Raw genomic sequence first — 14,220 nt, 5'->3', positions numbered from 1 at the left:
CAAATCAGCGGTGTTTGAAATAATCAGGCTGCATTTTCGTGGCTGATAAACTTGCGGAAACGCTCGGATTTCGAATTTCCGAACACTTCTTCAGGCGCGCCGTCTTCTTCGACCAATCCCTGATGCACAAACACCACACGATTGGACACATCACGTGCAAAACCCATTTCATGGGTTACGACCAACATGGTGCGACCTTCTTCAGCCAGACCGCGCATAACGCGCAACACTTCGCCGACCAGTTCCGGGTCGAGCGCCGATGTTGGTTCATCAAAAAGCATGACTTTCGGCTTCATGGCGAGCGCACGCGCAATTGCCGCGCGCTGCTGCTGACCGCCGGAAAGATGTGCAGGGTAGAAGTCACGCTTGTCTGCGATGCCGACCTTGGCCAAAAGCGCTTCCGCTTCTTCCACGCATTCAGCGCGCGAACGGCCCTGAACATAGATCGGCGCTTCGATGATGTTTTCGAGAATGGTCTTGTGGGACCAGAGATTGAAGCTCTGGAACACCATGCCAAGCTCGGATCGAATGCGCGAGACTTGCTTCTTGTCTGTCGGATAGGCTTCGCCCTTTGAATTCTTCGCCATGCGAATAGTCTCGCCGGAGACGGTAACCGTGCCCGATGTCGGGATTTCCAACAGATTGATGCAGCGCAGGAAGGTTGACTTGCCGGAACCGGAAGAGCCGAGGATCGAGATCACTTCGCCTTCACGTGCTTCAAGTGAAATACCCTTGAGCACCTCATTCGCGCCGAAGCTCTTGCGCAGGTTTTCGACCTTCAGAGCCACCGGGGCATTTGGAGATACGACTTTACTCACGATGTTTTTCCTTCGGTGGTGATCTTGACGACGGGCTGACGCAGATATGGCGTCAGCTTGTATTCCGCGAACATCAGTGCGCGCGTCAGAACGAAGTTGATGGCGAGATAGATGGCACCCGCAATGACGAATACCTCAATCGCACGATAGGTTTCCGCGATCAGTTTGGCGGCGATGCCGGTCACTTCCATCAGTGTAATGATGGAGGCCAGCGAGGTTGCCTTGACCATGGAAATCATTTCATTGCCATAACCGGGCAGTGCCTGACGGATCGCCAGTGGCATAACGATACGGCGGAAGCAGGTGAAACGCGACATGCCGCAGGCTTTAGCAGCTTCGATCTGACCGCTTGGTACCGATAGAAGGCCGCCACGAATGATTTCGCTGGCGTAAGCCGCGTTATTCAAAGTCAGCGCAATGATCGCACACCAGTAAGGTTCACGCAGGATCGGCCACAGGAACGAGTAGCGGATGACCGGGAACTGGCTCAGGCCGTAATAGATGATGAAGATTTGTACCAGAAGCGGCGTACCGCGAAACACGAACACGTAGAGACGGGCGATCCAGTCGAGGACAGTGATGCCCGACAGACGCATCATGGCAAAAAGCAGTGCCAGAATTGCGCCAAACACGATCGAACTTGCAGCGAGTTGTAACGTGAGTGGCACGCCACTCAACATCTGCATGAAGGCTTCAGAATAAAATTCGAGGTTCATTTTGCCCTCCTGACGCCACGCGAGAAGTGGCGTTCAGCTCTTTGCAGGATGGTGCCTGAGACCGATGAAATCAGCAGGTACAACGCACCGGCAATGAGATAGAAGTTGAACGGCAGGCCGGTCGAGCCGGCACCGATCTGTGACTGACGCAGAATATCAACCACGCCGACAACAGAGATCAGTGCAGATTCCTTGAGTGCCACCTGCCAGACATTGCCGAGGCCCGGCAAAGCGTGACGCAGTGCCAGGGGTGCAATGATACGGCGAAACTTGAGTGCTTGTCCCATGCCGCAAGCGGAAGCTGCTTCAAGCTCGCCTTTGGAAACCGCTCTGAATGCACCGCGAAACACTTCCGTATGATGCGCGCCACAGGAAATGCCGATTGCCAGCACACCCGCAAGAAATGCCGGAAAGCCGACAAAGCCTTGCGCGCCGAACATCCGGCCTATCGCGGTAACAGCAGCACTGCCACCGAAATAAAACAGATAGATCACCAGCAGATCAGGAATACCGCGGATGATTGTCGTGTAACCATCGGCAATACCGCGCAGCGCGAGACCACCCGAAATCTTCGCCCAGGCTGCAAACACGCCGATGATGGCGCCAAGAAGAAAGCCCAAAACAGCAAGCGACACGCTCACCATTGCGGCCATCATCAGCACATGGCCCCAGCCATCCGGCCCGAAGCTTAAGATATCGAGAAAGGCCTTCATGATACATCAGGCCTTGTGGGGCATAAGGAAATGAACGTCATATTGTTTTCCGGAAATCTCTTTTAGGCTGGTGCTTCACTTCGGGCGCATCTCTATATTTTGATCCAAATCACATCTTATCCGAGAGCCGATTCACTTTTCGGGATGCGCTTTAGCAGAAACAGGCAAGGCAGGCTGAACGCTATCGGGGATAGGATTCACAAAAACAGCACCGCCAAGCTTTTTCTCAAGGTCTTTTTTGGCCTCGATAATCTGCTCCGGGTTCAGGAACAGCTCGATAGCCGTACTTCCCATAATCTTTGCCGCATGTGCCATGCCTTTATGCGCCGCAGGCAGTTTACCCTGCGCCACCATCTGCCATGAATGAAGCGGCGTACCGATTGCACAAGTTGCGCCTCGCATCTGCACAGTCGGAACAACCCAGCTTACACTTCCCACATCCGTCGAACCGACGAGCGAGTTATCGCCCTTATAAAGCTCGTATACGCCTTCGCAAAGTGCAAGTTCTGCCTTGGGTTCAACACCGAACCGGCGGAATGCGTCGGAAATATCTTCTTTTGACAGTGTCGACTGAAACCGTTGCGCAGTTTCGCGGTCCTGCTCATCGAAAATTGGCGGTCCAAGGCGATCAAGCTCACGCTGCATCAGCTGCTCCAGCGGCGCATTTCCAACGAGATTGGCATCACCGCTGACGATCTCGCTCTTGACCGAAGTTTCCGTCATCAAGGCAGCGCCTTCGGCGATCTTTTTAACTCGCTCAAGCAGAACCTGCATCTCTGGCAGGTTTCGCGCGCGGATCAGATAACGCACACTGGCTTTGGCTTGCACTACATTGGGCGCAAAACCACCCGTATCAGTGACAGCATAATGAATGCGTGCCGAAGACGGCATATGCTCCCGCATATAATTGACGCCGACATTCATCAGCTCGACCGCATCAAGCGCACTGCGTCCAAGATGGGGTGCAGCGGCAGCATGGGCGGCCCGTCCGGTAAAGTGGAAATTGATTTCATTGCAGGCCAGTGAAACCGGATCGTTTACGCCTGCAAAAGGTGCCGGGTGCCAGCAGAAAGCAATATCGACATCGTCGAACAGGCCTTCGCGCACCATGAAACCCTTGGCCGATCCGCCTTCTTCGGCAGGACAACCATAATAGCGCACGCGGCCCTTGATGCCGTTGGCAGCAAGGTAATCCTTGACCGCTGCAGCGGCCAGCAAAGACCCCGAACCGAGCAGGTTATGACCACATCCGTGACCATTACCACCGGCTTCAATCGCCCGTTCTTCAGCAACACCGGCAATCTGGCTCAACCCTGGAAGCGCATCGAACTCACCCAGAATAGCGATGACCGGCCCCTCGTCGCCCGCCTCGCCCATTACAGCGGTTGGCAGGCCAGCAATGCCGCGCTCTACGCGAAAACCTTCCGACTGCAACATGGCTGCATGTGCGTCGCTGGATTTATATTCTTCGTAGTTCGTTTCCGGGTTGTCCCAAACCGTATCGCTCAGTTCGAAATAGGCGGCGCTTTTCGCGTCGACGATATCCCAGATGTCGTGGTGGTTTTTCAACTTGGGGTTCACGCTCTCGGCTCAGGTTTTAACATTTTGGACGGGAGAAGCAGATCAAGGACAATAGAGAAGACCTGCATTCTGGCTTCTGCTTTATCGGCTTTTATGGCTGAAACAATCCAATCTGACTGCTGCCACAGAAGAGAGCGCTCCTCCCGAGCTGTACCTAGAGGTACTCTAAACTTGTGGCAACAGATATAAGTGAAATTGCACAAAAGCCTCATTATAATCGACATTATGGCCAGCAAGAGTTGCCGGATTGATAAGCACTTGCGCAAACACGAGTTCTAAACCTCTTGTAAGGGAAGATCGATAAGTCCCCGACTGGAGGCCGCGCCGGTGAGAACCGGCACAGCCTCCGATGGGTAGGCGAGCGCTTTCGAGCTCAGCTTCATCCATGTCTCGCGCGCAAAAATTCAAACATTGAACTGAAAGCCATCAACCGTGAATGCTTGTCCCGTGATGAAACAAGGCTCGGAGGTCGCCAGAAAAGTTACCAGGCGGGCAACATCGTCAGCACAGCCGAGCCGTCCCAACGCAATACCCCTGATAACCTCATCTGCACGTTCAGTGACATTCGTATCAATCTCGGTACGAATGACGCCGGGGCAAATAGCATTTACAGCAATGTTTGGTCCCAGCTCTTTGGCAAGGGAACGAGTCATGCCAAGGATACCGGCCTTTGCCGCTGCATAAGCGAATTTGCTGACTGCAGCCGTCACGCCGCCCGAATAGGCATTCAGTGACGACATCGAAACAATCCGGCCACCGCCCTGCTTCAGCATATGTGGTGCGCTATGCTGAATGTAATTGAAACAGCTTTTCAGATTGATCGCGATGGCGCGGTCGAACTCGTCTTCCGAAATATCAAGAATGCCAACAGGCGCGGAACGCCCGGCATTGTTGAGAAGGAAATCGACGCGACCAAACGCAGCCACCGTTTCGGCGACAACTTCGCCAGCCCGCTTATGGCTTGAGACATCCGCAACACATTGCAGCGCACGCACGCCAAGGCTTTCGATTTCGGCGGCCGTATCCGCCAGTTCCGCCTCCAGCAAATCGACCAGTGTGACGTGATATCCGGCACGTGCCAGATCAAGAGCACAAGCCTTTCCGATGCCTCGTGCGCCTCCGGTGACGATGGCAACCTTGTTTTCAGTGTTCATTTCAAAACGTGCTCCTTTTGTGTTGCCATGTGATGGTATGTCTGTCACATTATTCCACAACAGGAATTTGGTTCACATATATGAACATTGAAAATAGTGGCGAAGTGAAATCCGCGGTCCGGGTTCTCGAAATCCTCGAGTTCCTTGCTCGCGCCCATAAACCGGTGACACTGAAGGCAATCGTTGCGGAGCTGGGTTATCCCAAGAGCAGCACCTTCAATCTGCTCGCAACTCTAGTGGCACGCGCCTATGTCGTTCGCGACGACACTGAATCCTATAGAATTCACGATACTTTCCGAAACGGCCCCGGCTGGTGCAGCGGCAGCGACGCCTATCTGATAGCCACCGCACAGCCGATCATGGACGCCATGCGCGACAGCGAAGGAGAAACGGTGTTTCTCGGTACGCGCCGCAAGGATGGCCGGGTCAAGCTTCTGGCAAAGAGTGCCAGCCATCAGGTTGTGCGTTTTGATTCCGATCTCACGGGCTCGGACCCGGCTTATTGTACGGCGATGGGGCGTATTCTCCTCGCACATTGGCAGCCGGAAAAGACTGCAAGCTATCTCGCAAAAGAGCGCATCATCCCGTTGACCGACAAGACGGTTATCGACCGCGTGCAGATCCGCCGCATCATCGATGCAGCGCGTGAAGCTGGTTACGCCATTTGCGATGAAGAGGCAGTCATTGGCGGCTCGGGCGTTGCTGCGCCGGTCTTTGATGCCAGCGGCGAAGTTATCGCCACACTCAATATGGCGACGATTTCATCGCGCTTCACCGCCTGCCGACAGCGCATGATCGACGCGGTGGTCAAACATGCCGCCGAATTGAGCGCGCGCCTCGGACACAAACCATCCACAACAGACAAGCAGTAAAATGGATATTCATTTCAAAGAAAAAAGAGTCCTGGTCACTGGGGCCGCAAGGGGAATTGGCCGTGCAATATGCGAGGCGTTTGCCGCCGATGGCGCATTTGTAACGGCAACCGATGTTCTTGACGACGAACTTGCAAGCCTTGTGAGCGAAGCGCTTCCTGCACGCGGCGGATCGATCCGGGCAGTTCATCTTGATGTCACCGATGAGGCCGCAATTGCCAAACTGGCAACTGACGCCGAAGCCGAAGGCGGTTTCGACGTTTTCGTGCATGTTGCAGGCGGCGTTCTGGGTCAGAAAAAACGCCCGCTGGAAGACGTTCCGGCAGCAGACTGGGATCGTATTTATGACATCAATGTGCGCGGAGCATTTCTCGTTGCGCGCGCCATTGTTCCAGCGATGAAAAGCCGTGGCGCAGGCAAAATGGTCTTCATTTCAAGTGGTGCCGGCCTGGGCGTAAGCCTGACCGGAATTCAGGCCTATGCCAGCGCCAAGGCGGCTCTCATCAGCCTCGCACGCCAGCTCGGCCATGAACTTGGCCCTTTCGGCATCAATGTGAATGCCGTCGCACCCGGCTTCCTGCGCACAAGCCCAGATTATGAGCGCCAATGGGCGTCTTATGGAGAAGATGGTCAGGCCGCCATGCTCAATGAAATTCCGCTGCGCCGGATCGGGTTGCCGGAAGATATCTCAAATGCCGTGCTGTTCCTCGCTTCCCCCTATGCGAGCTGGATCACCGGCCAGACTTTGTCGGTCAGTGGAGGACCAACATCATGACAACCGAAGCACTCGTTCCAACATGGACATGGCCAGAAGAACGGCTGCAAACCATCATGAATCGCGCCCGCGCTGGTCGCAGCCTGAAGCCATCCGCGTGGCCAGAAGGTGGCAAATGCGCGGTGGGCCTGTCGTTTGATTCTGATCATGATACGTTTGAATTACGCGATGGCGGCAAATCCATTTCAGCGCTTTCGCAAGGCCAGTTTGGACCAAGACAAGGCATTCCACGCATTCGCGAGCTTCTGCGCAACAACAGCATTCCCGCGACATTTTTTGTGCCGGCGGTTTCGGCGATACATTATCCCGAAGAACAGCGCGCGCTGATCGATGAAGGACATGAAGTTGCACTTCATGGTTGGATTCATGAGCGCAATGCTTTGCTTGATGGCGAGACCGAACGCGATCTTCAGCACCGTTCTGCGGACGCTCTGGAAAAGATTACCGGCGTTCGTCCTGTTGGCATCCGGACACCATCCTGGGATTTCAGCGATAACACGCTGCAAATCACAGCCGACATGGGCTTGATTTATGACTCGTCCCTGATGGCCGATGTCGATTGCTACGAGCTATTGCTAAACGGCGAGCCGTGTGGCGTGACCGAACTACCTGTCGAATGGATTCGCGACGATGCCGCTTATCTGGTTATGGATCGTTGGGGGGGCTTGCGTCCGCAAATTGCGCCGCATGATATTCTGCAGATATTCATTCGCGAGTTCGATGCAGCCTATGAAGAAGGCGGGATTTTCCAGCTGACCATGCATCCCGACATCATCGGTCATCGCTCTCGCATATGGATACTCAATGAGTTGATTGGCCACATTCGCCAGCACAAGAATATCTGGTTCGCAACCCATGCCGACATTGCGCGTTATGCGACGCTAAATAGCTGATAAGAATAGTATTTTCTCGTCACAGTTTTGCACCTGGTTCGGGATTCGGACCGGGTGTTTCTGTGTTGCCTTACAGCATGAATTCGCGAATAAAATCAGAATGTAATTCATATATGTGAACAAAATTCCGCTTTTCATCGCCAGATTGCAGGTCCACACTGATTGGTGAGAGGGGTGCGAAAATTAGTTCTCAGAAGAAGAGCGCATCCCAAAATGGGTAAGGCATTTCCAGCAAAAGTGCGGAGCGCTTTTGCGTCGGATGATGCGTAAAAACAAATATTGAGACGCGGTTTCCAAGGATTCAATCTCAACAAGAACCGCGCCCAGAACGAGGGAACTATGTTCAAAAAAATCACAGCTATCAGCCTGTGCACACTGTCCGTTCTTTACAGCGGCAGCGTACTTGCTAAGGAATGGAAATCCGTGACCGTTGGCGTCGAAGGTGCTTTTCCGCCCTTCAACCTCACCACACCCAGTGGCGAACTTCAGGGACTTGATCTTGATGTTGTCAAGGAAGTCTGCAAGCGCGCCGAACTCGATTGCACGATCGTGGCACAAGACTGGGACGGCCAAATCCCGTCGCTTCTTGCTGGCAAATTCGATGTGGTCCTGACAATGGGCCCTAATCCAGAGCGCCGTAAGGTTATCGACTTCTCCGACCCTTATGTGATCACGCCCAATACATTCCTCGTGCCCGCTGAAGGTCCACTTGCCAATCTCCCGCATTCCGGCGAGAGCCTTAACACCGATACCGAAGAAGGCAAAAAAGCCCTCGCGGACCTTAAGGAAGCGGTAAAAGGCACGACACTCGGCGCGTCGCTTTCAACCAGCCAGCTGCAATTTGTCGAGCAGAATTTCGGCGATGTCGCTCAGGTCCGCTCATACAAAGGCTCCGAACAGGTCAAGCTTGATCTGCAATCCGGTCGCCTCGACGGTCAATATGACAACGTCGTCTTTGCGCGGGATCGTGCGGAGAAAAGCAATGGCGCGCTCAAGATCACCGGTCCGCTGCTTGTCGGTGGCATTCAGGCGACAAATGTTTGCATTGGGCTGCGTAAGGATGAACCGGAACTTAAAGCCAAGCTCAATAAGGCACTTGGCGAGATGCAAGCCGACGGCACGCTCTCGAAAATGTCTGAAAAATGGTTCTCTATGGATCTAAGCCCAAAGGGCTGATCTCTTAATAAAATCGCAAATATTAAAGCGCGCTGTTTTACCAGCGCGCTTTTTTATAAATTAGAAATTCCAATCTTCGTCTTCGGTCGCGACAGCTTTGCCGATGACGTAAGACGAACCAGAGCCTGAGAAGAAGTCATGGTTTTCGTCAGCGTTTGGTGACAGTGCTGAGAGGATCGCCGGATTGACCTTGCAGGCCTCTGCCGGAAACAGCGCTTCGTAGCCCAGATTCATCAATGCCTTGTTCGCATTATAATGCAGGAACTTTTTCACGTCCTCGGTCAGGCCAACGCCATCATAAAGTGCCTCGGTGTAACGCACTTCATTGTCGTAGAGCTCCAGCAAAAGATCGAAGGAAAAATCCTTAATTTCCTGCTTCTTTTCTTCGCTGAGTGTCTCAATGGCGCGCTGGAACTTATAGCCGATATAATAACCATGCACGGCCTCATCACGGATGATGAGACGGATGAGATCGGCCGTATTGGTAAGCTTGGCACGGCTCGACCAATACATCGGCAGATAAAAGCCCGAATAAAACAGGAAGCTTTCCAGAAACACGCTGGCGATCTTCTTCTTCAGCGGATCGTCAGAGCGATAATTATCGAGAATGAGCTGCGACTTCTTCTGCAGGAACTCGTTTTCTTCCGACCAGCGATAAGCGTCATCAACGTCTGGCGTCAGACACAGTGTCGAGAAGATCGACGAATAGGAACGCGCATGAACCGCTTCCATGAAAGAGATGTTCGACAGAACGGCCTCTTCATGTGGCGTTGCGGCATCATCCATAAGCTTCACCGAGCCGACGGCATTCTGGATCGTGTCAAGAAGGGTCAGGCCGGTGAAAACGCGGATAGTGAGCTGCTGCTCTTCCGGCTTCAACGTTTCCCACGACTGGATGTCGTTCGACAGCGGCACTTTTTCCGGCAACCAGAAATTGCCGGTCAGACGGTTCCAGACCTCAAGGTCCTTATCGTCATCGATGCGGTTCCAGTTGATAGCGCGCACGAGACCAGGCTTTTTGGAAGGGTTGGATTTGAATTGCATATTCATTGGTTTCACCTTGGTCATAGGGCGCAGGATACGCAGCCTTCAACCTGCGTCCCTTCTAGCGCCATCTGGCGCAAGCGGATGTAATAAATGGTCTTGATGCCCTTCTTCCAGGCATAGATCTGTGCCTTGTTGATATCGCGCGTGGTGGCGGTATCACGGAAGAACAGCGTCAGCGACAAGCCCTGATCGACGTGCTGGGTAGCCGCAGCATAGGTATCGATGATCTTTTCCGGTCCGATCTCGTATGCGTCCTGATAATATTCCAGATTATCATTCGTCATGAAAGCAGCCGGGTAGTAAACGCGGCCAATCTTGCCTTCCTTACGAATTTCGATCTTGGAAACGATCGGATGGATCGAAGAGGTCGAATGATTGATGTAGGAGATCGAGCCTGTCGGCGGTACGGCTTGCAGGTTCTGGTTATAAAGTCCGCCTTCCATGACGGCCTTCTTCAGTTCCTGCCAATCTTCCTGCGTCGGGATGGCAATACCTGCATCTTCAAAGAGCTGGCGCACCTTGTCGGTCGCAGGCTCCCAAACCTGATCGGTATATTTGTCGAAATATTCGCCAGAGGCGTATTTTGACTTCTCAAAGCCCTTGAACGAGCTGCCCTGTTCGATGGCAAGGCGGTTAGAAGCGCGGATAGCGTGATAAGCCACCGTATAGAAGTAGATATTGGTGAAATCGACGCCTTCATCCGAACCGTAATAAATACGCTCCCGAGCGAGATAGCCGTGCAGGTTCATCTGACCAAGGCCAATGGCATGGCTCTCGTCATTGCCGCGTGCAATAGATGGAACTGAACCGATGTGGCTCATGTCGGCAACAGCCGTCAGCGCGCGGATTGAGGTTTCAATCGTCTTGCCAAAATCGGGGCTATCCATGGCTGCTGCGATATTGAGCGAGCCGAGATTGCAGGAAATATCCTTGCCCAGATATTCATAAGACAGATCGTCATTAAAGACGCTGGCTTCACTGACCTGAAGAATTTCCGAGCAGAGATTGCTCATGGTAATACGGCCATCGATCGGGTTGGCGCGGTTCACCGTGTCTTCGAACATGATGTAAGGATAGCCGGACTCGAACTGAATTTCCGCCAGAACTTGGAAGAAGTCACGTGCATTGATCTTCTTCTTGCGAATACGGCCATCATTGACCATTTCGCGATATTTTTCGGTGACGGAGATTTCCGTCATCGGCACGCCATAGACGCGTTCAACGTCATACGGCGAGAAGAGATACATATCCTCATCGTTCTTGGCGAGTTCAAAGGTGATATCCGGGATTACCACGCCAAGCGACAGCGTCTTGATGCGGATTTTCTCATCCGCATTTTCACGCTTGGTATCGAGGAAGCGCATGATGTCGGGGTGATGTGCGTTCAGATAAACGGCGCCTGCACCCTGACGTGCACCAAGCTGGTTTGCATAAGAGAAACTGTCTTCCAGCAGCTTCATCACAGGGATGATGCCCGACGACTGGTTCTGGATCTGCTTGATTGGCGCACCGGCTTCACGGATATTGGTCAGGCTCAGTGCCACGCCACCGCCGCGCTTGGAAAGCTGCAAGGCGGAGTTGATCGAGCGGCCAATCGATTCCATGTTATCTTCAACACGCAGAAGGAAGCACGAGACGAGTTCGCCACGCTGCTTTTTACCTGCATTGAGAAAGGTCGGCGTCGCTGGCTGATAACGGCCCGCAATGATTTCATCGACCATTTCACGCGCATGTTGTTCATTGCCGCGCGCAAGCGCAAGCGCAACCATGCAGACACGGTCTTCATAGCGCTCAAGATAGCGCTGACCATCAAAGGTCTTCAGCGTGTAGCTGGTGTAATATTTGAACGCGCCAAGGAAAGTCGGAAAGCGGAACTTCTTGTCATAGGCATGATCGAAGAGATCGCGCACGAAATTGAAGGAATACTGGTCCAGCACTTCGCGCTCGTAATAGCCTTCGGTGACCAGATAATCGAGTTTTTCACGCAGATTGTGAAAGAACACCGTGTTCTGGTTGACGTGCTGAAGGAAATACTGCTGCGCGGCCTGACGGTCGCGTTCAAGCTGGATTTTGCCTTCATCGTCATAAAGGTTCAGCATCGCATTGAGCGCGTGATAATCGAGCCCGGTTTCAGGCAGCTTTGCTGCCTTGCTTGCTGCCGACGCCGATGGCTCCTGCTTTTCCGATGAGGCGACCGTCTCGCGCTCACGGGTCAAGGTTGTGTCTGCCGTGTCCAAAATCGTTCCATCCCGTCTCTAACATTGCCAAGGTCTTCGTCAGTTCCCAAAAGCTCGAAACGATAGAGGTAGGGAACCTGACACTTGGTAGAAATGATCTTACCGGCGAGGCCGAAGGCTTCACCGAAATTGCTGTTTCCTGCGGCGATGACACCGCGAATGAGGGATCGGTTATCGGCATCATTGAGAAACCGAATGACCGGCTTGGGAACAGCGCCTTTCGCACCGCCGCCGCCATAGGTGGGGGTTACGAGCACAAACGGCTCATTGACCCGTAACAAGCCAGCATCGTCTTCATAGCTTTCCAGCGGAATGCGTTTTGAGCGCATTTCCAGACGCATCACAAAACGATGCGTGTTCTCTGAACGACTGGAAAAATAAACGATCTGGCCCATTGCGAAATCCCGACAGCGATTGGGCTTTATGCGAGCGAGCTGATCATATCCGGACGGAAACCAGCCCAATGGGTTTCACCCACAACAACAACCGGCACCTGACGGTAGCCGAGACCCTGAACGAGATCGTACGCATCGGCATTGGCGGAAATGTCGATGACATCATATTCAATGCCCTGACGGTCGAGTGCGCGAGTGGTGGCGGTGCACTGGACGCAGGCGGGCTTGCTATAGACGGTGACGTTCATTTTTTCCTCACTGGGGATCGGTTGTATCGGTTGCGACTTACTGGGATGAAGACGCAAAATAACGCTCACGCATTATGGAATGCGTGCAGAAAGACTCGGAAACTGGAGAAATGCGGCTCGCCCGAATGGCAAACCAAAAGCACTAGCCCGTAAAGGGCGGACCGGAACTGGTTGGTCTCAAATTACTCGACATGCTTGTCACCCCGAAGCTTTGGAGGGGATATTCGGGGGCAGCAACAGACATGGCAAAACGCTGCCACATTCCATTACGCACCAACCGGACACCCCGCCCGTGGACGTTCACGTTCAAGGCAGGTCTCCTGGCTCACGACTCACCGCTTTTGTCCGCCTTCCCGGTTTTAACCAGTGGCATATGGACTTAAAGCTCATCGCTTACAGTTGCGGGGGCAGCTACGGCATAACCACATCCATCATGGATGCAACGCACCGTATTCCCATCTTCGCTTTTTGATTCTCACGAATCGCAAGAACCTTGAACACAAGATATAGTATCCGAAGTTAAAAAGTCGTCAATGGATAGACAGTTCAAAAAAATTAAATATGGGCTTTAATGAAGGACGCCTGTGAATAGCAGGGATATCTATCAGCGTTCACTCCTTTGGTCCGATGGGCTTTGGCCGGAACTCAGCTTTTATGGCCTTCAATGCCATCCGATCCACCAGATGTGGTGCAATCAGCTTCAGCCAGCGACCGAATCGCATCTGCCGTGTCATCAACACCTCGCGCTTGCGACGACTGATTCCCTCAAGCATCATCTCAACCGCCTGCTGGACGGACATCATATCATCTTCGCGAACACCGCTGATACCCAGCGCATCGCCACTCGCGCCATATCCGACTTTACGAATGTCAGTTTTCACCACACCTGGATAGACAATTGTCACCGATATGCCGCTCGGCTCAAGCTCCGAGCGCAGCGCCTCACAAAACCCGGAGAGCGCAAACTTGGTGCCGCTATAGGCCGTTCGCCCTGGAACGCCGATGAGCCCTGCGACAGAAGAAACAGCAACAATGCGGCCTTTTGTTTTCGCTAAATATGGTAGCGCCGCATGGATAGGCCAGACACTGCCCCAATAATTCAGCTCCATCAAATCGTGCATCCATTGTAGATTTTCCGGCTTGATTTCGGCGAAGTTGGCGTGTGCCGACATGCCTGCATTGACGATCAGCGTATCAATTTGTCCGAATGCGGCAGCAGTCTTCTCGATAAGCTCAATACAAGCATCACGATCAGTTACATCGGTAGGCACAGCAAGGACTTTACTGCCCGCTTGCTGCAACTCTATGGCAAGCAATTGTAATTTATCCAAATTTCGTGCCGCCAGCACCATCGCCGCCTTGCTGCCGTCCCGCGAAGCGATCTGGCGCGCTGTCTCTGCACCTATGCCATCCGATGCACCCGTTATGATTGTTACTTCCACGACAACCCTCCCAAGCTGATACGCACGAACGTTATAAGCTAGTTTACAAGCCACAGCCTAAAACCGTCCACCTTCCATTTCTGGATCAAGACCAAGTGTCTTGGTCGAAGGGATAAATTGACAGCCAGGCTTCATATCCTGTATCGATCTATA

14 protein-coding genes and 1 riboswitch are annotated in these 14,220 nt (G+C 53.2%); of the genes, 4 read left to right on the top strand and 10 right to left on the bottom strand.

Annotated features, from left to right (window positions below; all coding sequences use genetic code 11):
* Positions 1-23: 23 nt before the first annotated feature.
* The 5 genes from OIV19_RS10425 to OIV19_RS10405 form a co-directional block, all read right to left on the bottom strand.
* On the bottom strand, positions 24-818 hold the full coding sequence (locus OIV19_RS10425) for an ABC transporter ATP-binding protein (RefSeq protein WP_151091133.1): 795 nt from the start codon (positions 816-818) through the stop codon (positions 24-26).
* Positions 815-1,534, bottom strand: a complete 720-nt coding sequence (locus tag OIV19_RS10420) for an ABC transporter permease (protein WP_151091134.1) — start codon at positions 1,532-1,534, stop codon at positions 815-817. Before OIV19_RS10420 ends, OIV19_RS10425 begins: the two co-directional genes overlap by 4 nt.
* Positions 1,531-2,247, bottom strand: coding sequence for an ABC transporter permease (locus OIV19_RS10415; RefSeq protein WP_151091135.1), 717 nt, complete (start codon positions 2,245-2,247; stop codon positions 1,531-1,533). The genes OIV19_RS10420 and OIV19_RS10415 overlap by 4 nt, the downstream gene beginning before the upstream one ends.
* A 132-nt stretch (positions 2,248-2,379) precedes the next feature.
* Positions 2,380-3,828, bottom strand: coding sequence for a M20 family metallopeptidase (locus OIV19_RS10410; RefSeq protein WP_151091136.1), 1,449 nt, complete (start codon positions 3,826-3,828; stop codon positions 2,380-2,382).
* A gap of 404 nt (positions 3,829-4,232) precedes the next feature.
* A complete protein-coding gene (locus OIV19_RS10405) occupies positions 4,233-4,982 on the bottom strand; it encodes an SDR family NAD(P)-dependent oxidoreductase (RefSeq protein WP_095445066.1) in 750 nt (249 codons plus the stop codon).
* 80 nt (positions 4,983-5,062) lie between these two features.
* Here OIV19_RS10405 and OIV19_RS10400 point away from each other — a divergent pair, with 80 nt between their 5' ends.
* The 4 genes from OIV19_RS10400 (at position 5,063) to OIV19_RS10385 (ending at position 8,698) form a co-directional block, all read left to right on the top strand.
* A complete protein-coding gene (locus tag OIV19_RS10400; protein ID WP_264231590.1) occupies positions 5,063-5,854 on the top strand; it encodes an IclR family transcriptional regulator in 792 nt (263 codons plus the stop codon).
* 1 nt (position 5,855) lies between these two features.
* Positions 5,856-6,629, top strand: coding sequence for an SDR family NAD(P)-dependent oxidoreductase (locus tag OIV19_RS10395; RefSeq protein WP_151091138.1), 774 nt, complete (start codon positions 5,856-5,858; stop codon positions 6,627-6,629).
* Positions 6,626-7,522 (top strand): polysaccharide deacetylase family protein, encoded by an 897-nt coding sequence (locus OIV19_RS10390; protein ID WP_264231589.1) that lies wholly within the window; start codon positions 6,626-6,628, stop codon positions 7,520-7,522. The genes OIV19_RS10395 and OIV19_RS10390 overlap by 4 nt, the downstream gene beginning before the upstream one ends.
* 339 nt (positions 7,523-7,861) lie before the next feature.
* Positions 7,862-8,698, top strand: a complete 837-nt coding sequence (locus tag OIV19_RS10385) for a transporter substrate-binding domain-containing protein (protein ID WP_264231588.1) — start codon at positions 7,862-7,864, stop codon at positions 8,696-8,698.
* A gap of 60 nt (positions 8,699-8,758) precedes the next feature.
* Here OIV19_RS10385 and nrdF read toward each other — a convergent pair whose 3' ends face one another.
* The 5 genes from nrdF to OIV19_RS10360 all read right to left on the bottom strand — a co-directional run bounded on the left by nrdF (position 8,759) and on the right by OIV19_RS10360 (position 14,067).
* The gene (gene nrdF, locus OIV19_RS10380) at positions 8,759-9,748 is read right to left on the bottom strand and encodes a class 1b ribonucleoside-diphosphate reductase subunit beta (RefSeq protein ID WP_095445729.1); all 990 of its coding nucleotides are present in this window, start codon (positions 9,746-9,748) and stop codon (positions 8,759-8,761) included.
* 14 nt (positions 9,749-9,762) lie between these two features.
* Positions 9,763-11,982 (bottom strand): class 1b ribonucleoside-diphosphate reductase subunit alpha, encoded by a 2,220-nt coding sequence (gene nrdE / locus OIV19_RS10375; protein WP_208636261.1) that lies wholly within the window; start codon positions 11,980-11,982, stop codon positions 9,763-9,765.
* The gene (gene nrdI / locus OIV19_RS10370; protein WP_264231587.1) at positions 11,958-12,377 is read right to left on the bottom strand and encodes a class Ib ribonucleoside-diphosphate reductase assembly flavoprotein NrdI; all 420 of its coding nucleotides are present in this window, start codon (positions 12,375-12,377) and stop codon (positions 11,958-11,960) included. The genes nrdE and nrdI overlap by 25 nt, the downstream gene beginning before the upstream one ends.
* 26 nt (positions 12,378-12,403) lie before the next feature.
* Complete coding sequence (nrdH, locus tag OIV19_RS10365; RefSeq protein ID WP_095445071.1) at positions 12,404-12,625, bottom strand: glutaredoxin-like protein NrdH; 222 nt, start codon at positions 12,623-12,625, stop codon at positions 12,404-12,406.
* Positions 12,626-12,918: 293 nt separating this feature from the next.
* A riboswitch (cobalamin riboswitch) is annotated at positions 12,919-13,136 on the bottom strand.
* A 100-nt stretch (positions 13,137-13,236) separates the two neighbouring features.
* Complete coding sequence (locus OIV19_RS10360; RefSeq protein ID WP_264231586.1) at positions 13,237-14,067, bottom strand: SDR family oxidoreductase; 831 nt, start codon at positions 14,065-14,067, stop codon at positions 13,237-13,239.
* Positions 14,068-14,220: the final 153 nt, after the last annotated feature.

The sequence above is a fragment of the Brucella sp. HL-2 genome (genome assembly GCF_025846885.2).
GTDB lineage: Bacteria > Pseudomonadota > Alphaproteobacteria > Rhizobiales > Rhizobiaceae > Brucella > Brucella quorumnocens.
This window is presented reverse-complemented; position numbering and strand designations above follow the sequence as displayed.